The sequence below is a fragment of the Streptomyces sp. NPDC045470 genome, from assembly GCF_040646595.1.
Taxonomy (GTDB): Bacteria; Actinomycetota; Actinomycetes; order Streptomycetales; family Streptomycetaceae; genus Streptomyces.
The window spans coordinates 106,018-130,936 of the sequence record NZ_JBEZAN010000012.1 but is presented as its reverse complement, the minus strand read 5'-3'; the positions used below and the strand labels follow the sequence as shown (position 1 = coordinate 130,936).

Here is a 24,919-nt window from a genome sequence, read left to right as displayed (position 1 = left end):
GTCCGGGCCGCGGGGCCGCCCCGACCGGCCGGCTCGGCGGTGGCCGGCCGAACCGTCGGCAGTGGTGGCTCAACGAGCCGTCGGCAGTGACTACCTGAACAGCTTGAGGAAGTCCGCATGGCCCGCACCGGGGTACCTGGTGTCGGAGGGCGGCTGATTCGCCATGTATTCATGCCCGGGGTCGTCGTCCGGCGCTTCGTTGCCCTGCTTGTTGCCGGGCAGGTCGGCACCGCCGCAGTGGTTGAGCGGGCTGCCGAAAGGAATCTGCCCGAGCAGACCGGCCGCGCTCCCGTTGCCGTGCGTGGCGGCCCCGCGCACGGCCGTGCCCGCCCCGTTCCGGCAGGTGTTGTCGTGGGACGGAGACCCGAGGACGATGACGCCGCCTGCCGACGCGGGGGCCGCGCCGGCGAGCGATACCGCTGCCGCCGCGGCCGTGACCGCGAGGGTTGTGACGGTCCTATGTCTGATCATGGCTGGAAAACGACGGTGTGCACGGTAGGTCATTCCCCCTACTCCGACCGGCCCTGCGGGCCTCACCAGGGGAATCACCCGGCGGCCCGCACCGCGCCGGCTCCGTCCGTCCGCCGACCGGTCAGTCCGCCGCCTCGGCCAGGCGTCGCAGCAGCGGTTCGATCTCGGCGAGCCGGCGGACCTCGTCGGGCCGCAGCGATCCGAGGCGCTTGGCCAGCACCTCGGCCTCGCCGCGGGCGACCTCGGCGAGCGCGGCCGTGCCGCGGTCGGTGGCCAGGACGCGGCTGGCCCGGCCGTCCGTGGGGTCCGGTTCGCGGCGGATCAGGCCGGCGGTCTCCAGGCCCAGCACCGCCGCGGTGGCGGTCGGCTGGGAGCAGGGGACCCAGGCCGCGATCTCGCCGATCCGGGAGGGGCCACGCTGCGTCAGCATGGCGAGGACGGCGCGCTGTGTCGGCTGGATGCCGCCCGCGGCGGCGGCCCTGCGCAGGCTGCGGGTCAGCCGGTTGAGGGAGACCACCAACTGGAGTGCCGCATCGTCACCGATTGTCATCGTTCAGCCCATCGCGCGCCCTGTCCGGGTCAGGAAAGGGTAAGCCGGGGCTGGTAGATGTCCAACCACTGGGCCAGGTCCAGCGTCTTTTCGAGGCCCTTCCGGGACGCCTGGGTGCTCTGCGGTGCGGCGTGTTCGGCGGCGCGCTTGAGCCAGTTGCGGTCCACGATCTCGAAGACCGGGTGCGAGGAGCGTGCCAGCAGTTCCTTGGCCTGCTGCTGGAGCGCGACCGCGTACTTGGGGTCCTGCGTCGACGGGTAGGGGCTCTTGACCCGGTCGTACACCGACTTCGGCAGGACGTCGGCGGTGGCCTCGCGCAGCAGGCTCTTCTCGCGCCCGTCGAAGGACTTCAGCGCCCACGGCGTGTTGTAGACGTACTCGACCAGCCGGTGGTCGCAGAACGGCACCCGCACCTCCAGGCCCACGGCCATGCTCGCGCGGTCCTTGCGGTCGAGGAGGATGCGGACGAACCGCGTCAGGTGCAGGTAGCTCATCTTGCGCATCCGGTACTCGAAGTCGCTCTCGTCATCGAGCCGCCGGACGTTCTTGACCGCGGTCCGGTAGCCGTCCCGTACGTACGAGGGCAGGTCGAGCGAGTCGGCGAGCGCGGGGACGAGGATGTCGCCGTCGTCGCCGAAGTGCTCGGCGACGCGGACGAGCCAGGGGAAGGTGTCGGCCCGGCGGGCCTGCTCGTCGAAGAACTGCTTGTAGCCGCCGAACACCTCGTCGGCGGACTCCCCGGAGAGGGCGACGGTCGAGTGCTGCCGGATCGCCTTGAAGAGGAGGTAGAGCGAGGAGTCCATGTCGCCGAAGCCCATGGGGATGTCGCGCGCCCGTATGACTTTCGCGCGCACCTCGGGGTCGGCCAGCGCGTCCGAGTCCAGGACGATGTCCTGGTGGTCGGTGCCGGAGAGGCGGGCCACGTCGTGGACGTACGGCGTGTCCGGGGTGGCGCGCAGGTCGTCGGCCACGAAGTGTTCGGTCTGGCCGACGAAGTCGACGGCGAAGCTGCGTACGGTCTCCCCCGTCTCGCCCAGTTGCCGGGCCGCCAGCGCGGTCATGGCGGAGGAGTCGAGACCGCCGGAGAGCAAGGTGCAGCGCGGGACGTCGGAGACGAGCTGGCGGCGGACGATGTCGTCGAGCAGCGTACGGACATGGGCCACGGAGGTGTCGCGGTCGTCCTCGTGGGCGCGGGTCTCCAGCGACCAGTACACGTGGCGGCGCAGACCACCGCGGTCGACGGTGACGACCGTGCCGGGCTCGACCTCGTACATGCCGTCCCACACGGCGTGGCCGGGCGTCTTGACGAAGGCGAACATTTCGCGGACGCCGTCGAGGCCCACGCGGGGCTCGGCGAGCGGGTTGGCGAGGATCGCCTTGGGCTCGGACCCGAACAGCACGCCGTCGGGGGTCTCGTAGTAGTAGAACGGCTTGATGCCCATGCGGTCGCGGACCATGACGAGCCGCTGCCGCCGCTCGTCCCAGACGGCGAACGCGTACATGCCGTTGAGCCGCTCGGCGACCGCCTCGCCCCATTCGAGGTAGCCGCGCAGCACGACCTCGGTGTCGGACTCGGTGGTGAACCGGTGGCCCCGGGAGACGAGTTCCTCGCGCAGCTCGCGGAAGTTGTACGCCTCGCCCGAGTAGACGATGGCCACGGAGCTGCCGTCCGCCTGCTGCGCGGTCATCGGCTGGCGGCCGCCCGGCAGGTCGATGATCGCGAGGCGGCGGTGCCCGAGGGCGGCCGGGCCCTGCACCCACGTTCCGCGGTCGTCGGGCCCGCGGCAGGACATCGTCTCCGTCATCGCGTCGACGGTCTCCTGCTCGGAACGCAGGTCACGATCGAAGGAAATCCAGCCGGTGATGCCACACATGCCATGTCCTCCTGTGTCCGGTCCGGGGAGGCGGACGGTCCGGCGGCGGTCCGGCCGCCGACGGCAGTGCGTCCGACGGCGGTCCGGCCGGTGACGGCGCGGCCGGTGGCGCGCGCCGCGTTTCGGGCATGGCGCTGCCCGGCGGCCCGGCACTCCCACGGATCAGTTGTATCGAGCACCTATATAACGAGGGTGTTCCTCGCGGTGCCGCACCGTCAACCTGGCCGCAACACGGGGAGAGTCGCCCGACGCCCCGCCCGATGGCCGGGGTCGAGGAGCGGGCAGTGGTCCTGAGCTGCGAGTTCGGCAGGTGGCGGCGGGAGCGGGAGAGCGCGCCGGATGGGCCGTCACTTACGACAATGTGGGCAAGGCTTTACCTGGGGCCGGCCTCCGCTCTCCTGGCCGAGATGATGGCGTCACGCCTGCCGGGCCGACGCCTCCTCGTCCGCCGCTGGAGGCGGGCCGATGGTCAGCAGCGGCCGGTAGTGGCCTGCGGGATACGGTTCGCCGATGAGTTGCCCGTCGGCTTCGACCCAGGCGTGGGCGGAGAAGGGGTGGGTGCGCACGCCGGTACGCCAGGTGGGCCAGGTGCCGCGGGCACGGCAGAGCAGGGCGGTGGCGATGGAACGTTGCAGACAGCCCTGTCCGGCGCAGCGCAGGGATACGGCGACCACCTGCTGCCGGGCGGCCAGTGCCTGTCCGGCGGTGGCCGGCGCCGAGCCGCGGCGGGCGAACTCCAGGAACCGGCGCAGCCGGGCCGGGGTGGTCGCGGCCAGCGGGCGGGCGACGGCGACCGCCAGCAGCGGCAGCACCCGGCGGTGTACGGGCAGGGCGCGGCGTTCGGCCAGGGCGACGGGCACGCTCACGAGGTGATCACCAGCTTCGCGGTGCGGAGCCGGCCGACGACGGCGTGCACGTCGCGGGCGGCCCGGTCCGTCCCGATGCCGTGCCGGGCGGCGAGCGCCGCGGCGATGCGGTCGGGGTCGTCGCCGTCGAGCAGGTGGCGGAGCACGGTGGCACCGGTGGCGTTGAGTTGCCAGTACCGTCCGGTGCCCAGGTGCAGCAGGACGGTTCCGTCGTCGGTGTCGGTGGACGTCACGTCAGGGTGCAGTCGTAGCGGCATCGGGCCTCCCGGAGGCAGGGGCGCTGCGTTCGGCGCGCAGCCAGGTCTCGCACCCCAGCAGGGACTCCACGGCGAACACGGTGGTCTCGTCGGCCTGCGGGGCGAGCAGGTGGGCGCGCAGGATGTCGGTGTCGATCAGGCCGTGGCCGGCGAGGGCCGAGTCGGCGAACGTGTCCAGGACGGCGGGCAGGTTGTGGCGGAATCCGATGCGCAGGTCCTCGCCGTACTCGCCTTTCGTGGACCGGCCCAGCACCTTGTCCGGCACGATGCCGCGCATGGCGTCGGCCAGGAGCGGCTTGTACCGCCAGGGCGTGGACCGCTCGTGCAGCCGCACGCCGAGCACCGCTTCGACCACGCTGTCGTCGAAGTACGGCATGTCCAGTTCGACGCCGGCGCCGACGAGCATCCGGGCCAACGGCCGGTAGAGGGACGTACTGGAGCGCAGGACGAGCAGGGCCTGGTGCTGGCCGGGGTCGTCCGCCCAGGTCTCGGCGTGGTCGGCGGTGCGCCGCAGGGCCTCCCGGGTCAGCTCGACGCCGGCGTCGGTGACCCACGGCGTCACCCGCATCGGCCACAGGCCCCACCCCAGAACGGGCCGTCGGCGCGGCGGCGGCGGTGCGGTGAGGTGCTCGGCCTGTGCGCGCCACCACCCCGTGACGTCGCCGGGGCGGAGCAGTCCGGCGAACGTCGCACCCAGCGGCCAGCGCTTGAGCGCCGCACAGCCGCGTGTGTGCCGGATCGCGGTGACCGGGTGCCGCCACAGCAATCTGTGCAGATAACCGGGAAGCGCGCTGAACAGTTCGTCGCCGCCGTGTCCGGCCAGATGCCGCCGGGAACCCGACCGGGCGAGCAGATTTCCCAGGTGCCGGAATCTGGCAGCCGTGCGCGTGAACGGAAAAGGCTGCTCGGTGTCGGCGAGTACCTGCGGGTCGTCGAAAATTCTCGGCAATTGCCGCTGCGGTACGACGAGGTGCTCGGCACGGTCGAGGAGGTCCGCGGCGTGCGAGGCGAAGGCGGGGTCGTCGTTGCCCGCCTCGGCCTCGGCCCAGCGCACGGTCGTCAGGTCCGGGGTGTGGCGGGCGGCGAGGAAGCACAGCGAGGTCGAGTCCATCCCGCCCGACAGGTCGCTGCTCAGGCCCTCTCCGGCGGCGGGCCGCCGGCTTGTCGCGGCCTCCAGTGCGGCGCGTACCGCACGCGCACCGGCCGCCAGCGGCTCCCGCGGTTCCGGGGGACGCCACCACCGTCCCTCACGGGTCCGGTCCCCGTCCCAGGCCAGGTAGTGTCCCGGGGGCAGCGGGACGACCCCGTTCCACATGGTCTGTTCGCTCAGCGGCGACGGCAGAACGCCCCTGCAGGCCGCCCGCACCGCCAGGGCGTGTTCGTCCACTTGGGCCCTGGTCATCGCCGCGAGCAGGTCGGCCCGGTCGGCGGCCACCGTGGTGCCGTGCAGCCGGGCATGGACGACCCTGCGCAGCCCGGTGGCGCTGCCTTGCAGACGCATCCGCCCGTCGAGCGAAACCCCCAGGTGGCAGGCGCCGGGCAGGGCCGCCGCCAGGCGGTCCACGTCGGCCGGCGAGCCCACCTGGGCGGCCAGGCGGGACAGTTGCGCGGCGGTCATCGGACGGACGCCGATGACCGCCACCCGTACCGGTCCGGCCGCGGCCGTGACGCACTGGTCACGGCCCCACCTGCCGACCAGCCAGGGGCGCCCGGACGCGTGCGCCACCACCTGCGGTGCGGCGATCGGGACAGCCGATCGCGCGGCCGCTCCGGCAGGCGTGTCCGGCAGCACCGCGAATCCCGGTCCCGGCACGGATTCAGACAACGATGTAACCGCCGGCGCCGTCCGAGAAGAAGTGGCCGATTCCCAGCGTGTCTTCACTGAATTCGCCGAGCTCGACCAGCATCGGCGGTTGGTAGACGGTTTGCGGAGCTTCCTGTTCTTCCATGACGACCTCCCGAGGACGGAGCGCATCCGATATCGATGCAATCTTTTATCCCCGCGGGCTGCTGGGCACGTCAATCGAACCGTCATGATTCACAGGTTCGGGACACCTGTCACCAACGGTTCCGTCCGACCGGACAGCGCGCTCAGCGGCGGAAGATGTGCAGCGACCGACCCAGCGCGCCGACCATCCGGCGGACGAGGCCGCGTCGGCGCCGGGACGGGGTGACGGCGCCGGCGGCCCGCCAGTCGGCCGCCTGGGCCACCATCGCGGTCAGGCTCCGGTAGAAGGCCGAGGACCGGTCGGCCCCGTCCAGGTCGGCCCAGGTCAGAAGGTGCGAGAGGACGCCGTCGTACTCGTGGTACGGGCGGGCCCGCATGTGGTCGGTGAGCTTGGTCCGGATCGCCCGCTGCCGCTCGGGCGTCAGCCGGGAGGAGGGCAGTTCGTCCAGCAGCCGCTGCACATTGCCGACGACCAGGTCCACGAAGGCGTCACGGCGCCGCGCGTCCACCCGCCCCAGCCGGGCGTTCTGGTGGTCCTCCTCGCGGCCGGGTGTCTCGTTCCGCACCCGGTCCTCCTCCGCCGCGGAGAGCCGTGGCACCGGGAAGTTCAGCATCCGGGAGTCGTACGCCTGGTCGACCGCGACGTGGGTCAGCTCGTGGACCATCACCGCGAGGTGGTCGCCGCGCGACATGCCCGGGGTGTGGGCGTAGGAGATGGTGTACCGCCCCTGGCCGAGGTCGCGGGTGTTGCCGCCGCCCGCGCCCGCCGTCCGCTCGAACTCCGCCCGGTTGACGTGGCCGAGCAGCTCCCCGAGCAGACGCTGGACGTACGGGTCGCGGGTCTCCCGGGAGTAGTCGTGCAGCAGTTGCCGGTCCTGTGCCGTCGAGTCGTCCGCCACGATGCCCTCCGCTCGGTGTGACCTGGGGTGCGGTGGGCGGCCGCGCCGGCGTGCGGTACCGCTGCCGTCGCACCGCACCGGTGGCGCGGTGTCCCGTGCTCGCGCGCCAGTCTGCTGAGTCCCGGCTGCCGCGCGGTATACGTAAACCCGCCTCACCGCCCGCCCCTGCCCGCACCTTTGACCCCGAAGCCTCACCGTCCCGGTGTCCCGATGCCCGACGCCCCCGTGCCCGCCTCCCCTCGTCGCAGCCTCCACTCCCCTCCCCCGCTGCCCCGTTCCTCGCCCGGGTCCGGCTTGCCGGTGCCCAGTGGCGGTCAGACGCCCGTACTGCCGTCGATGCGCTCCCGTATGAGGTCGGCGTGACCGCAGTGACGGGCGTACTCGGCGATCATGTGGGAGTAGATCCAGCGCAGGCTGACCTCGTTCTCCCGCCACAGACCGGTGTCCTCCAGCGCGTGGGCGGCGCAGTTCTTCCGGGCGTGCTCCACCTCGGCCTGCCAGAGGAGGCAGGACTTCGCGTAGGTGGCGTCCGCTTCGAGGCCGAAACCGCGGTCGGCGGGCTGGACATCGGCGTCGGCGCTGAAGACCGTCGGGGCGTCCTCCCCGGTCAGCACCCTGCGGAACCAGGTCCGCTCGACCTCCGTCAGGTGCTGGACGAGTCCGAGCAGGGTGAGCGAGGAGGGCTCCGCCGACGCCGTACGGAGCTGCTCCTCCGTCAGGCCGTCGCACTTCCGGGCGAGGGTGGCGCGGTAGAAGTCGAGCCAGGCTTCCAGGGTGGTCCGCTCATCGGCGGTCATGGGCGGGAACATGCGTTCAGGTGTGTTCATGTCCGTCATCGTGACACGAGGCACTGACAACGCCGTTGAACCCGGCGCCTACGCCCGGGGCAGCTCCGGCCGGACCCGGAACACACCCCGCTCCGTCGCCCTCGGCGATCGCCCGCAGCGCCGCCAGGTGCCGCTGGTACACGGCGCGCCCCTCGGCGGTCAGCGCCAGCCGGGTCAGGGGACGGCGGCCGACCCGGGCCTTGGACACGGCCACCCAGCCCGCCGCTTCCAGCGCGGAGACCTGCTTGGAGAGGGCGGAGTCGGTGACCTCGACCAGATCGCGCACCACGGCGAACCCGGCCCGGTCCACCGGCGACAGCGCCGCCACCACGGACAGCCGGACGGGAGAGTTGAGCAGCGGCACGAGGGCGTGCCGGGGGTGGCTGCCGCCCGGACCGGCCTGGGCGTTCCCCTCCGTCACGACGACCGTCGCCTTTCGAGGACGGCCCCTGCGACAAGTGGCAGGGCGCACGCCGACGCCGCCACGACCGCGAACGGACGACTGTCCACGAACACCAACTGCCCGAACAGGATCGAAGCGGAGTAGACCGCGGCCCAACTGCCGATCAGCACACCGTGCCGGACCCCGAACCCGCGGCGCACGATCCGCTGCCGGACGGCGTACAGCGAAAGCCCGGTCACCAGGGCGGTCATGGCCAGCGTGAAGGTCAGCGCGGCGGCAGGCCCGTGCCACAGCAGCGCCATCGGGACGAGCACCGACTGGCCCGCGGCGAAGATCCACAGATAGCGCGCGTACCAGCCGCTTCGCGCCCGCGCGGCTCTCTCCGTCGCGGCGGCCCGGTCCAAGGCGCCCCTGCTGTCACCGGCTCCGTACACGATCTGCCCTCCGTCACGCACCGCGTCATCCGGACCCACCGCTCAGCCTTGCCGAGCCGCCAAGCACTTTCCATTTCGGCAAGTACGGGGACGACATTGCCTCCCGCCCGCCCGGAAGTACAGACGTTTTTCAGCCGCCCCGGTCCACTCGGTCGCCCGTCCCGGCCACCCCAGAGACGACCCCGGCCACCCCAGCCCTCTCAGCCGCCCGAATCGTCCGAGTCGTCCGCGGGCGACGGCAGCGGGAGTTCCGTCCACACGGTCTTGCCGTCGCGGGTGTGGCGGGCGCCCCAGCGGTCCGTGAGCTGGGCGACCAGGAGGAGGCCGCGGCCTCCTTCGTCCGTGCTGTGGGCGCGCCGCAGGTGCGGGGCGGTGCTGCTGGGGTCGGAGACCTCGCAGATCAGTGAGCGGTCGCGGATGAGCCGCAGGGTGATCGGCGTGCCGCCGTACCGGTAGGCGTTGGTGACCAGTTCGCTCACCACCAGCTCGGCGGTGAACGCCAGCTCCTCCAGGCCCCACTCGGTCAGCTTGGCGGACGTCAGTTCGCGCGCCTCCGCCGCGGCGGTCGGCTCGGCGGACAGCTCCCACGAGGCGACACTCTCCGGAGGCAGCGCACGCGTCCGGGCGACGAGCAGCGCGACGTCGTCCCGGGGGTGGTCGGGAAGCAGTGCGTCGACCGCAGCCTTGCAGCAGTCCTCCAGGCCGCGTGCGGGCCGCTCCAGCGCTTCGCGGAGCAGCGCCAGCCCGGCGTCGAGGTCCCGGCCGCGTACCTCCAGCAGCCCGTCGGTGTAGAGGGCCAGCAGGCTGCCCTCGGCGAGTTCGATCTCGACGGACTCGAACGGCAGGCCGCCCAGCCCGAGCGGCGGCCCCGCGGGCAGGTCGGGCAGGGTCATCCGGCCGTCGGGAGCGACCACGGCGGGCGGCAGGTGGCCCGCGCGGGCGATGTTGCAGCGGCGGGAGACCGGGTCGTACACCGCGTACAGGCAGGTCGCGCCGATGACCTGCGGGCTCTGCGGGCCGCCGTCGGCCGTCTCCTGCTCCTCGGCCAGCCGGTTGACGAGGTCGTCCAGGTGGGAGAGGACTTCGTCGGGCGCGAGGTCGAGGTTGGCCAGGGTGTGCACCGCCGTACGCAGCCGGCCCATCGTGGCGGCGGCGTGCAGCCCGTGCCCGACGACGTCGCCGACGACCAGGGCGACCCGGGAGCTGGAGACCGGGATGACGTCGAACCAGTCGCCGCCGACGCCCGCCGCGGGGTCGGCGGGCAGGTAGCGGTGGGCGACCTCGACGGCCAGTTGTTCGGGCAGCTCGCGCGGCAGCAGGCTGCGTTGCAGGGTCAGGGCCCCGTAGTGCTCCTGGGTGTAGCGGCGGGCGTTGTCGATGCAGATGGCGGCGCGGGAGACGAACTCCTGGGCCAGTACGAGGTCGTCCTGCTCGAACGCCTGCGGCCGTTTCGCCCGCCACAGGCTCACCAGGCCCAGCACCAGGCCGCGGGCGGCCAGCGGCACCACGATCAGCGAGTGGGCGCCCAGGCGCAGGGCCCGCTCCGACCGTTCGGGGTCCTGGATGTACCAGCCGGGGCTGTCGGCCAGTTCCGGTTCGAGGATCGGCTGCTGCGCGGTCAGGCACCGGGCCTGCGGCGTTCCCGGGGCGAAGCGGAACACCTCGCCCACCGGGTACATCACGTCCAGACCCTCCGGCACGACGGACCGTACGGCCGTACGGTGCACCGGCACATACGTCCCCCGGGTGGGGTCCTGGCCACGGGTGACCGGCTCCAGCAGGTCCACGGAGACCGCGTCGGCCAGGTCGGGGACCGCGACCTCGGCGAGTTCACGGGCGGTCTGGGACACGTCCAGCGTCGTCCCGATGCGGGCGCTCGCCCGGTTGAGCACCGCGAGCCGGTGCTGGGCCCGGTGCCGGTCGGTGACGTCTTCCACCATTTGGGTGACGCCGAGCACCGCGCCGGAGGCGTCCCGCATCCGGAACGCGGACACGGACACCACCCGTTCATGGCCGGGATCGGCCCGCAGGCGGCAGGACTGCTCGGTGAAGATCAGCGGTTCGCCCGTCTCCAGCACCCTGCGCAGCCGCTCCTCGATGGTGGCCACGTCCGGGCCGATCAGGAAGTCCTCCATGCGCAGACCCCGGTGCGCCGCGGCCGGTCGCCGGCTGATGCCCGCGATGGCCCGGTTGATGCGGATGATGCTCAGGTCGGGGGCGTGCACGGCCAGGCCGATCGGGGAGCGCCGGAACAGGCCGTCCAGGACCGAGCGGTCGATCTCCCACTGGACGACCTCCGCGGCGGGCGCGGCGACGACGAACCACTCGTGCCGGGAGTCGCCCCGCTCGACGGGGCGGACCCGCAGGCCCAGCTCGACGCGCTGCCCGTCACGGTGCCGGACGGGCAGGATGCCGGACCAGCCCGCCTCGCGCCGGGCCACCAGGGCGGCTTCCGCGGCGGCGGCCCGGCCGTCCGCGGCGAGCAGGAACGTGTCCGCCCGCTGCCCGAGCGCCTCGCGCGCCGGATGGCCGAGCAGGGTCTCGGCGCGCTCGCTCCAGCCCACGACGGTGCCCTCGTCGTCGAGCACCGCCGAAGCGGCCCGGCGCAGCGCGAACGGGTCCTCCGGCCGCTCGGTGAACTCCGGCACCGGTGCGTCCATCGCTTCGCCCCTTCGACTCGCCGACCGGGTCCTGCGCCGTCAGCAACCCTACGGCGACTCCCCAGGGTGCCCCCGAGATCATGGATTGAGCAGCTCTGCCCAGTATCGTTTCGGGCCGCCCGCACCGCGCCCCGGGCGGGGTGCGGAACGCCGGACGGCTCGGCCGAGTGGGTGGTGTGCCGCCGACAACGCGCCGGGGCCCCGCCGTCGATCGGCGGGGCCCCGGCGTGTCGGGTGGTGGCGCGCACGGCGGGCGTTCCGGCCCGGCGCTGCGCGCCCGTAGGGCGGTCACGCGGCGGGAAGCGCTGTCCCGCTGCCGGCCTCGGCGGTCGCGATGGGAGCCACCGCGTCTCCCGGGGCCGGTGCGGCGGAGAGCACGGAATCGTCCTGGACCCGGGCGCCGGGCAGCCGGTGCCGGGCCGCGATCAGGGCCGTGTCGACGTCGCGGGTGCCGGTGGAGACGCACAGGGTGTAGGCGACGTCGTCCATCCGCTGCCGGACCTCCGGGCTCCCGTCCGCCGCGTTCAGTACGCGCAGCGTCTCGTACTGCTCGACCAGATCACGCAGTACAGCAGGGTGAGCCAGCAACATCAGGGGCCTCCTTGTTCGCCACCGTCCAGGATCAACTGCGCTCCGTGTACCCGGCCGCCCCACCCGTACGCCCCTCATTTTCTTCCGCTCGCACAGCCGCCTCCGAGGCCCCCCGTGTCACCCCGCGAACCCGGGCTGCTCCAGCCCCTGCCCGGCGCCCGGCACCACCAGCAACGACCCGCCGAGCGGCGACCGCCCCGGCCCGCCGCGCGCCGTGGTGACGTACAGGTCGGTGAGCGCGGTGCCACCGAACGCGCAGGCCGTGGGGCGGCCGGCCGGCATCGGCACGACCCGTTCCAGTACGCCGTCGGCGCCGTAGTGCCGCACCTGCGCGCCCTTGAACATCGCCACCCACACGCCGCCGTCGGCGTCCACCGTCAGCCCGTCCGGGTAGCCCGCCGTGTCCGCCGGGTCCTCGATCCGCACGAAGGGACGGCGGCCGGTCACCAGTCCGTCGTCCGTGACGTCGAAGACGTCGACCCGCCGCGTGGGCGTGTCGATGTAGTACATCCGCCGGCCGTCCGGGCTCCAGCCGGTGCCGTTGCTCACCGTGACGTCCGACAGGACCCGGGTGGCCCGGCCGTCCGGCGCGACCCGGGTGAGCGTGCCGCGGCCCGGCGCCTCGTCGTACGCCATCGTGCCCGCCCACAGCGCCCCGTCGGGCGCCACGGCCGCGTCGTTGCCCCGGCACCCCGCCACGGGTTCGCGGCACAGCCATGTGAAGGCGCCCGCCGCGTCGTAGGCGCCCACGCCGTCCCGCAGGTTGACGACCAGTCCGCCCCCGGTACGGGGCTTGGCCGCGCCGACGTGCTGCTCGGTGGCCAGCACGGTACGGCGGCCGGTGGCCGGGTCGAAGGTGTGGACGCGGGCGGAGAGGATGTCCACCCAGATGAGCCGCCCGGCGCCGGCGTCCCATGTGGGCCCCTCACCGAGCCGGGCCGGCGCGGCGACGGCCACTTCCCAGGCCCTGGTCACGGCTGCTCCATGCGCTGACGCCCTTCGTCCGTCCGGACCGCCCGGCACCGCCGGAGGTCCGGCACACCGGCCATTCACCTCGTTCACCGATATCACGGACGGGGCCCGGACAGCAGCCGCAGATCCGGCAACAGGGCGACCGAACCCGTGGTGCGCCTGCCGTCGCCCGGCGTTTCCGAGTCCGGGCCTCCTCCGCCCCAGAAAGGCTCCAGACAACATGTAGACCCCTTGCAGAACGGCTCCTGCACACTGGCTGCGCGTTCCGGCCGGATACGAAGGTTCCCTTTCCGGCTTCTGGACGCGACCACAAAGCCGGGAATCGCTCATCCCGACCTTCATGCGGCCCATGCAGGAGATGGACATAACCGAACGCATGGACACCCGGGGATTCGAGCGGAAATACGGCGGCACGCTGGTCTGGGGCGGCAAACAGGTGCCGTAGAATTTCTCGTTGATCGAAGGCGGCGGGCACGAATACGCCTTCCGCACCCGGCGGGCCGACCTGAACTCGCTGATCCTGGACCGGGCCGGGGAGCTGGGCGCGGTCGTCATCGAGGGGACGCCACCGTCAAGGAGCCCGTCAAGGGCACGATCAGCGTCGGCTATGTGACGCGCTCTGCCACCGCCAGCGAGAACGGCCAGTCGCTGCCACCGCGGTGTCCAGCGGTTCGTGGCCGGTTTCCGTCTCGGCCGATTTCGCTTGACCGAAAAGGCGGATGCGAGCCGAGGAGGAACGCTGCCGAGAATGCCGCGGACGGCAGCACCGAACCGCGGCCAGCAGGCGCAGAACCGCGTGATCCCACCGACAGAAAGCACGCACAGCAAAGGAATGACGCAGCGGCCACCTACTGGCAATTACGCAGCACAAAGAGGGGGACACAGGGAGACGACACCCTGCGAGGAAGCAACGGAAGGCTGCCGACAATAGGTATCAGCAATCCGGAATACGTAATACCGGTAAAGCAATTGATAAACGGGCCATCACACGGACACCTGCCATGACCCACCGTCTGACCTGGGGTCGGTAATCCCTCGCGGTGCACGCTCTCGCAACATCGCAAACCTCGGATTTGAAGATGCGCGTATCGGCCTTGATTGTCAGGCCGAGTGACCGATGCTCAATCCACCCAGTGAAGGTGACAGCAGCAACAAGTACAGGAGAAGACTTCCTGCGAAGTCTTCCGGCCAACTCGACGGGCGCCCGAAAACTCATAGCGTACGGGGTGAACGCGCGGTGGCGGAGGCCGCACGGGGGATTCGAACCCCCGCCACCGCGTCCATCGGCTCCGGTGCGCCGGGCACTTGCCGGAGCCGACACCTGCTCACCCCGCCGGGGTGATCCCGCCGGCGGCGACGTCCGGAGCGGGGGCCCCGGCATCGGTGTCACCGGCCGCGGCCGGAGCCGGGGTGCCTGCATCGGCGTCACCGGCCGCGGCCGGAGCCCCGGCACCGGACCGCGGTGCCGCCGCGGCCGGCGCGGCAGCCGGCCGGGGGCGGCGCGGGAGCACGAAGAGCGCCACCAGGGCGGCCAGCACCAGGAAGCCGCCCGCCAGCAGGAAGCCGAGGGAGTACCCGTCGACCGCCGCTTCGTCCGGGGAGACACCGGCGGCCAGGCGGCTGTCGGTGCGCGTGGTCGCCGCGGTCACCAGCACCGCGAGGCCGAGCGCGCCGCCGACCTGCCGCGAGGCGTTCAGCAGGGCCGAGGCCGTACCGGCTTCCTGCGGCGGCAGCCCGACCGTGGCGGCGGCCGTCAGCGGGACGAAGGCGATCCCCACACCGAGACCCGCCAGCAGGGACGGCAGCAGCACGTCACCCAGGTAGCTGCCCGAGGGGTCGGCCATACCGCTCCAGGCGAACCCGGCGGCGGCGATCAGCCCGGCGGGCACCAACAGGGTCTTGATTCCGGCCCGTTGGCGGCGCAGGACGCGGGTGGTGACCTGGATCGCGACCATCGCGGTCAGGCACAGGGGCAGGAAGGCGGCGCCCGCCTCGGCCGGTCCCAGCTTCAGGATGCGCTGGAGATACAGCGACAGGAAGTAGAACACCGCGAGCTGACCGGCCGCCAGCAGGGCCATGTACAGGTTGGCACCGGCGACGTTGCGCCTGGCCAGCAGGCCGAGCCGGATCAGCGGGTCGGTCATCGGGCCGTACTTCTCCCACAGCACGAAGGCGACGAGCAGGACGACGGCGGCCGCCAGCGTGACGACGGTGGTGGGCGACGCCCACGACAGCTCCTCGGTGCGCACCATGCCGAGGATCAGCAGGCCCACCCCGCCCGTGGCCAGAATGGCGCCGAGCACGTCGAGCTTGCCCCGGCGGTTGCCGAAGGTGCCGGCCGGGACGCTGCGCAGGGCCAGCAGGACGACCGCGAGCGCCATCGGCAGGTTCACCAGCATCACCCAGCGCCAGCCGGCGTACTCGGTGAGCAGGCCGCCGACCAGCACACCGGCGCCGCCGCCGACCGCCGCGACGGCCGCGTACACGCCGAGCGCCCGGGTGCGCTCCTCGCCCTCGCGCTGGGTGAGGGTGAGGACGGCCAGCGCGGACGGCGCCATCACCGCGGCGCCCACGCCCTGGACCGCGCGGGCGGCGATCATGTGCCACGGCTCCTGGGCCAGCCCGCCCGCGAGCGAGGCGACCGCGAAGGACCAGGTCCCCCACAGCAGGACGCGCCGCTGACCGAACAGGTCCGCCGCCCGGCCCCCCAGGAGCAGGAAGCCGCCGAAGAACAGGGCGTAGATGTTGACCACCCAGGGGAGCTGGGCGGGCTCAAAGCCCAGCCCGACTCCCATGTCGGGTAACGCCACGTTCACGACCGTCATGTCGAGGGTCACCATGAATTGGGCGAGGGCGACGGCCACCAACGCCTGTCCCCTGTTCAAGGCCGTTTCGGACATCCGCCCCTCCAGAGTTTTCTTACTCGTATCAAATACGCGTAAGAAAACTCTAGCCGGGACCCGCTGGGTTGTCACCCGGTGCAGGTCGGAGGCGCTGTGCCCCGGCCGCGGGACGCGCACGGAAGGCGGGTAGGGATGCGGTCGGACGAACCGGTCACCACGGGCCGGAAGAAGGTCGGACGCCCCTCCCGGCTGTCCCAGCCGGCCATCGTCGAGGCGGCCCAGCGGATCGTGGACACCGAAGGCGACGGCAGCCTCTCCATGCGGCGGCTGGCACGGGAGCTGTCCATCACGCCGATGGCGCTCTACCACCACATACGCGACCGTGACCAGCTCTTGCGGCTGCTGCTGGAGACCAAGGCACGGCACCAGCCACGGCCCACGCTGCCCGACGACCCCCGCGAACGGCTGACGGCCGCGGCCCAGCTCCACTACGACGTCCTGGCCGAATGCCCGTTCCTCGGCGAGATCCTGACCTCCGAGGAGCTGCTGAACGCCTCCAGCCGGTGGGTCACCGAGGCGGTCCTGGAGGCGGCGCTCGGCTGCGGCTTCACCCTTGAGGAGGCCGCCGCGCTCTACCGCGCCGTCGCCCACTACACCGGCGGCGAACTGCTGCTCCGCCTCACCCGGGAGCGGCACCTCGCCCACCTCGACCACCCGCCCTACCGGTCGCACGCCATGGCCGCACTCCAGCCGCGGACCCACCCCCGGCTGTCCGCCCTCGCCGACCGCTGGCCCGTGCTCACCGCACGCGACACGCACGAGGCCGGTCTCGAAGCGCTGCTCGACGGCTTCTTCCGCACCCTGGGCCGGAGCGGACCGCAGACCCCGGCGCCCTCCTGACAGGGCCCGCCGACGCCTCCCCGTACCGGCCCGGAAGGCGTCCAGAAACCGCCCGGACGGGTACGGGACAGTGAACGGGCCGGGCGGGACGACCGCGCGGCCGGTGCGCCGGGCGCCGTGGTGTCCCCGCGTGCGCGGTGCGGAGCCCCGTACGCGCGGACCGGGACGTGACGGAAGATGGACGGATGCAGCACCGAACCCGACGTACCGGCAGGACCGGCCGCCCGCCCCGGCTGGCGCGCGAAGCGATCCTGGCCGCCGCCCAGCGCATTCTGGACGAGGAGGGCGCGGAGAACCTCTCCATGCGCCGTCTCGCCAAGGAGATGTCCAGCACGCCCATGGCCCTGTACCACTACGTACGGGACAAGGACGAGCTGCTGCTGCTCCTCCTGGAGGAGCACGCCGCGAAGTTCCCCCGGCCCGAGCTGCCGGCCGAGCCGCGCGCCCGCCTCCTCGCCGCCGCCCAGGTCCTGCACGACATCCTGGTGGACTGCCCGTGGATCGTCGAAGTCCTCGCCTCCGACGACCTCTTCGCCGTCTCGGCGATGTGGATCGTCGAGAACATCCTGGACGCCGCCATCGAGAGTGGGATGACCCCCGAGGACGCTGTCTACGCCTACCGCGTCATCTGGTACTACACCGTCGGTGAACTGACCGTCCGCTTCAACCGCGAGCGCCGCCTGGCGCACCTGGACCGGCCGCCGCACCGCGACCAGATCACCGGTCTGGACCCCGGGGAGTTCCCCCTCATCACCTCGCTGGGCCCCCGCTGGAACGAGCTGACCGTCCGGGACACCCACCGCCGGGGGCTGGAGGCGGTCGTCGAGGGCCTGCTGGCCCAGGCCGCCTGACCCGCCGCACCGCCGTACGCACCCGCGGAAAGGGCCCGGAGCGGAAGCCCCGGGTCCTTCGTGCCGTACGGCCCTCAGTCCGTCAGGCCGTCCCGCAGCGCCTCCTTGTCGATCTTGCCGACGCGGGTGGGCGGCATCCGCGGCAGCGCGACGAGGCGGTCCGGCAGCTTGTACGCGGCGACCCCGCGCTCCCGCAGGACCGCCTGCACCTGACGCAACATCGGTCCGGGTCCGCCGTCGCGGAACACCACGCACGCGCAGGTCTGCTCGCCCATCAGCGGGTGCGGCAGCGCCACGACCGCGGCGGAGCCTCCGGAAGTGCCTCCGCGCATCCGCTGTTCGGCCGCGATCTGGTCGTTGCACCGAAGGGCGCGGTAATCCGGCGTCGATCGAGGCCGCGTGGGGTCTCTGCTGCCTCGGGGAGCGAGTCGAGGTCAACGGGTACGCGCCGCGAACCCTGGCGGTTCGCCTTAACCTGGGCCCTGATGCCTGACGGTCCCCATTTGAGACCTGCTTGAGCGGAGTCAGTCAATGCCGGATATGCCGCTTTCCAAGGAAGTGAGTAAAAAACGCCGCCGCCCCCGAAAAACGCGCTGGTCACGGCCTGTGGTCCCCGCGTGTGCGGGGTAACCCCCGAGATCAAGCAGGCGGCCGAGACGCTCCTCCGGTGGTCCCCGCGTGTGCGGGGTAACCCCCGGGCTGAAGAAGTCGTTGCCGGGCCTGACGCCGTGGTCCCCGCGTGTGCGGGGTAACCCCCTCGACCGGCCAACCTCAACTCCACGCCCGGTCACAGCAGTACGCCCTCCCTCACGCAGCCGAAGGCACGCCTCCAGCGCTCGCCCCCGCCCCCTCCACCTCCCGGCTCGTCTTCGTCCACCCCGTTTGTCCGCGCAGCATGCGGAACAGGGCTCTCCAGGCGCAGAGGAACGACATGTAGTTCATGACGACGAAGGAGTGGCCCAGGAGCAGGGCGCGGGGTAGGCCGACGGATTTGTCGCGGCGTAGGTAGGCGCAGGAGGTGATCAGGGCGGGGGCGAAGGCCAGTAGGTACCAGGCCAGGAGGTTGAGGGGGAGGCGTAGGCAGGTGCCGTTGACCGCGGTGGCTGGTTTGCCGCGTAGGACCAGGACGTCGGGGCTGCGGAGGAACCAGTACAGGCAGTACTGGAAGAGCAGGGACCAGGGCAGGTCGAGTGCCCAGGGAACCAGCAAGTAGGCGAACATCTCCAGGGCCGCCAGGTGCCCCATGCGCGGGGCGCGCCAGATTTCGCCCATGCGTCCGATCGCGGTCATGTGGCCCTGGTACCAGCGGGTGCGCTGGCGGACGAGGCGGCGCAGGTCGCTGACGCCCTGCTGGTCGACGGAGGCATGGGCGGTGGTGCGCAGCCGCCAGCCGCGTACGGCGAGGCTGATTGCCAGGTCGAGGTCTTCGGTGAGGGACTGGGACCAGGGGCGTTCGCCGAGGCCGTCGAGGGCGGAGAGGCGGGTGAACTGGCCGTTGCCCCCGAGACTGACGGTCTGGGTGAGGTTGCGGCCGAACTGCGTGACGGCGGCCATCGCCCAGAACTGGTAGTCCTGGAACCAGGTCAGGAAGTTGGCCCGGCGGTTGCGGATGCGGACGCCGAGCTGGACCCCGCCGACCCGTGGGTCGTCGAAGAGCGGCAGGACGTGGGACAGCGCCCGGTCGGAGAGGCGGCCGTCGGCGTCCATGACGCACACCACGGTCCGTGCGGGGTCCTGCCCGCGCGCCGCGACCCGCTCGCGCACCACACGGATGGCGTGGTTGAGGGCCTCGCCCTTGCCCTGCCGGGCGTTGGGCGGCTCCCGCCGCAGTACGGTCACTTCGCCCTGCTGACCGTCCGCGCGGGCCGCCGCGCCCGCCTGCTCGGCGACCGCCCCGGTGGCATCCTCCGAGCCGTCGTCGACGACCACGACAGTGGTACGCGGGCCGAGGAGGCCGCTGACCGTGGCGCCGATCACCGACTCCTCGTTGAGGCAGGGAACGAGGACGTAGAGGTGGTGGCGGTCGCGGCGGCCGAGGTGCGGGCGGCCGTAAGTGGTGTCGCCCTGGACCCGTAACTTGGCCCTCTGGCGGCGCAGTTCGAGCAGACCAGCGCCCATGGCCAGGGCGAGGTAGCCGGCGGACAGTCCGATGACGGTGTGGCCGATGGTGTCAACGGTCTTGAGCAGGGCGCGTTTCACCCGGGCGTCTCCCCTTGCGGTATCGGGCCTCGGCGGCTCTGACGGGCGTGCGGGGTGCCGGCCGTGGGCGGTTCGGCGCGTTCGGGCGGCCGGGCGGGGGCAGATGTGCGGGAACCGGGCGGCCGTCGCGCCCCAGTCTGCGCTGGATCTCCCGGCCCAGGACGAAACCCAGCGGTACCACGGCCGCGCCGATGGCGGCCGTGAGGACACCCCGTCCACCGGACGTGCCGGCGCGTGCCGCCGCCACGCCACCCGCCAACGGCCAGGTGGTTCCCAGGTACATGGAAGGACGGCACCTCCGGGCGGCGGGACGAGATGTGCGCGGGCGGGCGGGTACGCGGGCCGGGCAGCGGGTCGAGGCGGCAGATCGGGCGCCGGGGCGAGCGGCAGGGTGGGGAGTGGCCACTGGGTGGTGACCACTGTGAATCACCGGGCAGGCTATGGCCAGACCCTGCCATGGCGCTCGGGCGCCGCCCGGTGACCGGTGGAGACGGTTTTGCGTCGATGGCCCGGGGACCGGAAATCACGGGCGGCCGTGCGCACCTGGGCTTTTCCATTACCTCAGCAGGCATATTGGCCCGATCCGGCCAATCCCATGACTCGCGAACCATTGCCCACGTTATGCCCCGGCGCTTAGCGTCAGCGGACGCGAAGGGGTGCCGGACACCACCTGTATTCCTCGCCATCGCCTGCCACAGGTGTAACACGTCACACGTTCAACGTCCATGAGTTGCCGCGCCCTTACGCGAATCTGCCGTATACCGACGCGATGAACGGTGTCTCCATGCGCCTGATCCCTTTTCCCGTCCCCGCCACGAAATCGACTCGGCATTGAGCGGCCGACAGCGCATCGCCATTGTCGTGGGCACCCGCCCGGAAGCCATCAAACTCGGCCCGGTCGTCCGGGAATTGCGGCGGACGCGCTGGGCCGAGCCGGCCGTGCTGGCGACCGGTCAGCACGGCACGGTGGTACGGGACACCCTCGCCTGCTTCGGGCTGCGCCCCGAAGCCGAACTGGACCCACCGCTCATCACGGGCCGCACGGCCGCTACCGGGCCGGTCACCGAGCTGACCGCCGGACTGCTGAGCGGGCTCGGCCACCGGCTGCGCACACCCGACGTGCACGCGGTGCTCGTCCAGGGAGACACCTCGTCCGCGCTGGCCGGGGCGATGGCCGCCTTCTTCGCCAAGATCCCTGTCGTGCACGTGGAGGCGGGGCTGCGCTCCGGCGACGCGCGCAGCCCGTTCCCGGAGGAGGCCCACCGCCGGATGATCGCCGAGCTGAGCGATCTCCACCTGGCGCCCACGCGTGCCGCCCGCCGGAACCTGCTCGCCCAGGGAGTGGCGGCCGACCGGATCGTGGTGACGGGGAACACCGTGATCGACGCCGTCGTCACGGCGAGCCGGAATCCGCGCCACCGCACCGTACCCGAACTCCGCGAAATCGAACAGGATTCCGCTCCGCTGGTCGTCGTGACCGCACACCGGCGGGAGAACTGGGGCGAGCCGATCCGGCGGGTGGGCCGCGCGGTGGCAGCGCTGAGCCGCCAATATCCCGAGGTGACGTTCGTCGTCGCCGCGCACATGAATCCCTCGGTCCGTACCGCGATCGAGGAATCGCTGCGGGGCCGCCCCAATGTCCGTCTGCCGGGCCCGATTCCGTACGATACCTTCGCCCGCCTGCTGTCCCGGTCCGTTCTGGCCATCACCGACTCCGGCGGAATTCAGGAGGAGGCGGCCGCCTTCGGCCTGCCGATTCTGGTGACCCGGGACAATACCGAGCGGACCGAAGGGATCGATTCCGGTCTGGCCCGGCTCGTCGGTACGGACGAGGCGGAGATCGTGGCGGCGGCGGAAAAGGAATTCGCCCGCGAGGGCGTGCTGGACACCAAGAAGCCGAACCGGCCTTTCCCCCGGCCCAACCCGTACGGCGACGGGCGGGCCGCCCGGCGCTGCGCCGCCGCCTGCGGCTGGCTGCTGGGCCTGACTCCCAGGCCGTCCGACATCCCGGCCGAGGAGACGCGATGACCCCTGCCGCCGCCGCGCCGGTCCGCACGGCCGGCGTCCACGCCCTGCCCGGCACGGCACCCGGCCCAGCGGCACCCGGCCCCCGGCATCCAGCCCGTCGGCACCCGGCCCGGCCATCACCGGGCCACCGCCCCCCCGGACCGCCGTCGGCCGGACCGCCGTCAGCCGCCCGGCACCCGTACCGCTGTCCCCGTACGTCCTCCGATCCACGACAGGAGCAGCATTCATGACCACCGCATCCAGCACAGGCGCCGGTCCGCAGCCCGCGGGCCTGCTCGACGGATCGATAGCCACCGTCGCGGGCAACGGCGTGGCCGGATTCATCTCCGACGGCGGGCACGGCGCGCTGACCCGGACCCACTACCCCCATGGGGTGGCCGTCGACAAGAACGGCAACCTGTTCGTCGCCGACCGGTACAACCACCGCATCCGCAAGGTCACCCCGAACGGGACCATCACCACCGTCGCCGGGGACGGCACCGCCGGATACATCTCCGACGGCGGGCCCGCCCTCGCCACCCGGCTCCACTACCCCGCGGACGTGGCCGTGGACGACGCGGGCAACCTCTACATCGCGGACACCAACAACCACCGGGTCCGCAAGGTCACCCCGAACGGCATCATCACCACCGTCGCGGGCAACGGCGAGGCCGGGTACATCTCCGACGGCGGACCGGCCCTCGCCACCCGGCTCCACTACCCCCACGCACTGACCGTCGACCGCTCGGGCAACCTCTTCATCTCGGACTACGGCAACCACCGGGTCCGCAAGGTCACTCCCAACGGCATCATCACCACCGTCGCGGGCAACGGCACCGCCGGATACATCTCCGACGGCGGGCCCGCGATCTCGACCCGGCTCCACTACCCCATGGGGCTGGTGGCGGACGGCGAGGGCAGCCTGTACATCGCCGACCGGCACAACCACCGCATCCGCAAGGTCACCCCGAACGGCATCATCACCACCGTCGCGGGCAACGGCACCGCCGGGTACGTCTCCGACGGTGGTCCCGCCCTCGGCACCCGGCTCCACTACCCGTGGGGCCTGGCGCTGGACGAGGCCGGGAGCCTGTACATCGGTGACGGGCACAACCACCGCATCCGCAAGGTCACCTCGGACGGCATCATCACCACCGTCGCGGGCAACGGACAGGCCGGTTACGTGGACGACGGCGGACCCGCCGCCGGCACCCGGCTGTTCCACCCCTACGGCATCGCCCTGGACCGGAGCGGCAACCTGTACATCGCGGACAGCCACAACCACCGCGTGCGCGGCGTGACGGCCGTGGCGCAGATGACGCCGCCGCCCCCGCCGGCCGCCGATCTGTACGGCGAGGTCGTCAGCCCCTACCGCGTGCAGCGGGAGCAGGAATTCGACCTGGGCGTGCGGATCCGCAACCGCGGCCCCAACCCGGCCGACGGGCAGTACGTGACCGTGGTCCTGAACCTGGCCGACGGCCTCGTCGGCGGCCCCGGCACCAGCGGCCGGCGCCTCACCCGCACCTTCTCCGCACAGCAGTTGCTGTCCCAACAGGGCTCGCTGGACGGCGTGTTCCGGGTGAGCGCACCGGCGAGCACCCCGCCCGGCACCTACCTCTCCATGCTGGAGATCCAGTACGGTGGCGACCTCAACCTCAAGGACAACGCGTACACCCTGCCCGTCACGATCGTGGTGCCCGATCCGGTGGCGGACGAGACCGCACTGACGATCTTCCAGGACACCGTCCCGCAGGTCGCGCCGGGCCAGCAGACCGTCCTGAACCTGCGCTACACCTCGGCCGCCGGACAGCCGGTCAACCCCGGCACGATCGTCCAGCGCTTCACCGCACCGACCGGGTTCGTCTTCACCGGCCGGCCCACCTACGCGTACTACGAGACCATCCACGGCGTCATCTCCGGGGACCTGTCCCACAGCGTCCTGGACGGCGGGCGGACGCTGCTCGTCACCGCCAACCCGCACGTCAACACCACCACCAGCGACACCGGCTCGGTGATCTACACCCTTCCGGTGCGGGCCCGCACCGATGCCTTGCCGGGACGGTACGACAACGGCTCGGCGAGCGTCGGCCGGCACACCCCGGTCCAGCTCTCCGGCGTCATCTCGGGAACCGTCCAGGACGAGACGGCGCTGCGGGTGGTGCAGGAGTCGGTCCCCGCGGCCACACCGGGCCAGCACACCACGTTCAACCTGGAGCTGCGGTCGCTGGGCAACCAGCCGGTCAACCCCGGCACCGTCGAGCAGCGCCTCACCGCCCCCACCGGCTTCGCCTTCACCGGCAGTGCCTCGTACGGCTACTACTTCGTGACGCCGTACGTGACCGGGAATTTGGAGGCGCAGTTGGAGGACGGCGACCGGACCCTCGTCATCAGCTCCAACCCGCATCTGAACACCGGGACCACCGACAAGACGGCGCTGATCTACACCATCGGCATCCGCGCCCTGCCCAACGCGACACCCGGCGCCCGGCCCGACGACGGCCAGGCCGTCATCGGCCGCCTCGCGCCCGTACAGCTGTCAGCCCAGGTCCTCTGACCCCGACAGGAGTTCTCATGGCTACCGAGACCACTCCGGGAAGCGGCCCGCAGCCCGCGGGCCTCGCCCAGGGCGCCATCGCCACGGTGGCGGGCAACGGGCAGGCCGGGTACGTGTCCGACGGCGGGCCCGCCACCCTCACCCAGCTCAACTGGCCGCACGGTGTGGCCCTGGACAAGGACGGCAATCTCTACATCGCCGAGCGGAGCAACCACCGGGTCCGCAGGGTGACCCCGCAGGGCATCATCACCACCGTCGCGGGCAACGGGCAGGCCGGGTACACCTCCGACGGCGGACCCGCCACCGCCACCCCGCTCAACGGCCCCTCGGCCGTGGCGGTCGACGACGCGGGCAACCTCTACATCGCGGACATCAACAACCACCGCATCCGCAAGGTGGACACCCGCGGCATCATCACCACCGTCGCCGGCAACGGCCAAGCCGGGTACGTCTCCGACGGCGGACCCGCCACCGCCACCCAGATCAACACGCCGACCGGAGTGGCGGTCGACCCCCAGGGGAACCTCTACATCGGTGAGTGGGGCAACCACCGCGTCCGCAAGGTGGACAGCCGCGGCATCATCACCACCGTCGCGGGCAACGGGCAGGCCGGGTACGTCTCCGACGGCGGGCCCGCCACCGCGACCAAGCTCTACCAGCCCGCGGGGGTGGAGGTGGACAGCAGCGGAAACCTCTACATCGCGGACTGCAGCAACAACCGCATCCGCAAGGTGGACACCCGCGGCATCATCACCACCGTCGCCGGCAACGGCCAAGCCGGGTACGTCTCCGACGGCGGACCCGCCACCGCCA

At 72.1% G+C, this 24,919-nt stretch carries 22 protein-coding genes and 1 pseudogene; 6 read left to right on the top strand and 17 right to left on the bottom strand.

Annotation, left to right across the window (positions count from 1 at the left end; translation table 11 throughout):
- Window positions 1-90: 90 nt before the first annotated feature.
- The 14 genes from AB0A97_RS28340 to AB0A97_RS28275 form a co-directional block, all read right to left on the bottom strand.
- On the bottom strand, window positions 91-471 hold the full coding sequence (locus AB0A97_RS28340; RefSeq protein ID WP_361155125.1) for a hypothetical protein: 381 nt from the start codon (window positions 469-471) through the stop codon (window positions 91-93).
- 121 nt (window positions 472-592) lie between these two features.
- Entirely contained in the window at window positions 593-1,021 is a 429-nt protein-coding gene (locus AB0A97_RS28335; protein ID WP_361155123.1) for a MarR family transcriptional regulator, read from the bottom strand.
- Window positions 1,022-1,050: 29 nt separating this feature from the next.
- Window positions 1,051-2,895, bottom strand: a complete 1,845-nt coding sequence (gene asnB, locus AB0A97_RS28330) for an asparagine synthase (glutamine-hydrolyzing) (protein ID WP_361155121.1) — start codon at window positions 2,893-2,895, stop codon at window positions 1,051-1,053.
- Window positions 2,896-3,311: 416 nt separating this feature from the next.
- Window positions 3,312-3,761 (bottom strand): lasso peptide biosynthesis B2 protein, encoded by a 450-nt coding sequence (locus AB0A97_RS28325; protein ID WP_361155119.1) that lies wholly within the window; start codon window positions 3,759-3,761, stop codon window positions 3,312-3,314.
- Window positions 3,758-4,018: a lasso peptide biosynthesis PqqD family chaperone gene (locus AB0A97_RS28320; protein WP_361155117.1), complete on the bottom strand. Its 261-nt coding sequence runs from the start codon at window positions 4,016-4,018 to the stop codon at window positions 3,758-3,760. The genes AB0A97_RS28325 and AB0A97_RS28320 overlap by 4 nt, the downstream gene beginning before the upstream one ends.
- On the bottom strand, window positions 3,996-5,831 hold the full coding sequence (locus tag AB0A97_RS28315; RefSeq protein WP_361155116.1) for a lasso peptide isopeptide bond-forming cyclase: 1,836 nt from the start codon (window positions 5,829-5,831) through the stop codon (window positions 3,996-3,998). Before AB0A97_RS28315 ends, AB0A97_RS28320 begins: the two co-directional genes overlap by 23 nt.
- A 4-nt stretch (window positions 5,832-5,835) precedes the next feature.
- Window positions 5,836-5,967: a lasso RiPP family leader peptide-containing protein gene (locus AB0A97_RS28310; RefSeq protein ID WP_361155115.1), complete on the bottom strand. Its 132-nt coding sequence runs from the start codon at window positions 5,965-5,967 to the stop codon at window positions 5,836-5,838.
- Between the two features lie 142 nt (window positions 5,968-6,109).
- Window positions 6,110-6,865: a hypothetical protein gene (locus AB0A97_RS28305; protein WP_361155113.1), complete on the bottom strand. Its 756-nt coding sequence runs from the start codon at window positions 6,863-6,865 to the stop codon at window positions 6,110-6,112.
- A gap of 314 nt (window positions 6,866-7,179) precedes the next feature.
- The gene (locus tag AB0A97_RS28300; protein WP_361155112.1) at window positions 7,180-7,692 is read right to left on the bottom strand and encodes a DinB family protein; all 513 of its coding nucleotides are present in this window, start codon (window positions 7,690-7,692) and stop codon (window positions 7,180-7,182) included.
- Window positions 7,679-8,113: a transcriptional regulator gene (locus AB0A97_RS28295; protein ID WP_361155110.1), complete on the bottom strand. Its 435-nt coding sequence runs from the start codon at window positions 8,111-8,113 to the stop codon at window positions 7,679-7,681. Before AB0A97_RS28295 ends, AB0A97_RS28300 begins: the two co-directional genes overlap by 14 nt.
- Window positions 8,110-8,550, bottom strand: coding sequence for a hypothetical protein (locus AB0A97_RS28290; protein ID WP_361155108.1), 441 nt, complete (start codon window positions 8,548-8,550; stop codon window positions 8,110-8,112). Before AB0A97_RS28290 ends, AB0A97_RS28295 begins: the two co-directional genes overlap by 4 nt.
- Before the next feature lie 179 nt (window positions 8,551-8,729).
- Window positions 8,730-11,189: a SpoIIE family protein phosphatase gene (locus tag AB0A97_RS28285; RefSeq protein WP_361155107.1), complete on the bottom strand. Its 2,460-nt coding sequence runs from the start codon at window positions 11,187-11,189 to the stop codon at window positions 8,730-8,732.
- Window positions 11,190-11,477: 288 nt separating this feature from the next.
- The gene (locus AB0A97_RS28280; protein ID WP_361155106.1) at window positions 11,478-11,780 is read right to left on the bottom strand and encodes a DUF5133 domain-containing protein; all 303 of its coding nucleotides are present in this window, start codon (window positions 11,778-11,780) and stop codon (window positions 11,478-11,480) included.
- A 117-nt stretch (window positions 11,781-11,897) separates the two neighbouring features.
- Window positions 11,898-12,755, bottom strand: a complete 858-nt coding sequence (locus AB0A97_RS28275; protein WP_361155105.1) for an SMP-30/gluconolactonase/LRE family protein — start codon at window positions 12,753-12,755, stop codon at window positions 11,898-11,900.
- A 451-nt stretch (window positions 12,756-13,206) separates the two neighbouring features.
- Here AB0A97_RS28275 and AB0A97_RS28270 point away from each other — a divergent pair, with 451 nt between their 5' ends.
- Window positions 13,207-13,365 carry a hypothetical protein gene (locus AB0A97_RS28270; protein WP_361155104.1) on the top strand — a complete coding sequence of 53 codons (159 nt, stop codon included), beginning with the start codon at window positions 13,207-13,209 and terminating at the stop codon, window positions 13,363-13,365.
- Between the two features lie 712 nt (window positions 13,366-14,077).
- Here AB0A97_RS28270 and AB0A97_RS28265 read toward each other — a convergent pair.
- Complete coding sequence (locus AB0A97_RS28265) at window positions 14,078-15,652, bottom strand: MFS transporter (RefSeq protein ID WP_361155102.1); 1,575 nt, start codon at window positions 15,650-15,652, stop codon at window positions 14,078-14,080.
- 135 nt (window positions 15,653-15,787) lie between these two features.
- Here AB0A97_RS28265 and AB0A97_RS28260 point away from each other — a divergent pair, with 135 nt between their 5' ends.
- The gene (locus AB0A97_RS28260; RefSeq protein WP_361155100.1) at window positions 15,788-16,495 is read left to right on the top strand and encodes a TetR/AcrR family transcriptional regulator C-terminal domain-containing protein; all 708 of its coding nucleotides are present in this window, start codon (window positions 15,788-15,790) and stop codon (window positions 16,493-16,495) included.
- A gap of 185 nt (window positions 16,496-16,680) precedes the next feature.
- Window positions 16,681-17,346 carry a TetR/AcrR family transcriptional regulator gene (locus tag AB0A97_RS28255; protein ID WP_361155098.1) on the top strand — a complete coding sequence of 222 codons (666 nt, stop codon included), beginning with the start codon at window positions 16,681-16,683 and terminating at the stop codon, window positions 17,344-17,346.
- A 74-nt stretch (window positions 17,347-17,420) separates the two neighbouring features.
- Here AB0A97_RS28255 and AB0A97_RS28250 read toward each other — a convergent pair whose 3' ends face one another.
- Window positions 17,421-17,678, bottom strand: a complete 258-nt coding sequence (locus tag AB0A97_RS28250; protein WP_361155097.1) for a hypothetical protein — start codon at window positions 17,676-17,678, stop codon at window positions 17,421-17,423.
- Between the two features lie 475 nt (window positions 17,679-18,153).
- Window positions 18,154-19,545, bottom strand: coding sequence for a glycosyltransferase (locus AB0A97_RS28245; RefSeq protein ID WP_361155095.1), 1,392 nt, complete (start codon window positions 19,543-19,545; stop codon window positions 18,154-18,156).
- 831 nt (window positions 19,546-20,376) lie between these two features.
- On the opposite strand from AB0A97_RS28245, the gene wecB reads away from it, so the two are divergent.
- The 3 genes and pseudogenes from wecB to AB0A97_RS28230 all read left to right on the top strand — a co-directional run.
- Window positions 20,377-21,573 (top strand): UDP-N-acetylglucosamine 2-epimerase (non-hydrolyzing), encoded by a 1,197-nt coding sequence (wecB, locus tag AB0A97_RS28240; RefSeq protein ID WP_361155094.1) that lies wholly within the window; start codon window positions 20,377-20,379, stop codon window positions 21,571-21,573.
- Window positions 21,574-21,799: 226 nt separating this feature from the next.
- Complete coding sequence (locus AB0A97_RS28235) at window positions 21,800-24,106, top strand: NHL repeat-containing protein (RefSeq protein ID WP_361155093.1); 2,307 nt, start codon at window positions 21,800-21,802, stop codon at window positions 24,104-24,106.
- A gap of 17 nt (window positions 24,107-24,123) precedes the next feature.
- Window positions 24,124-24,919, top strand: a pseudogene (locus tag AB0A97_RS28230) (hypothetical protein); the annotation flags it as partial.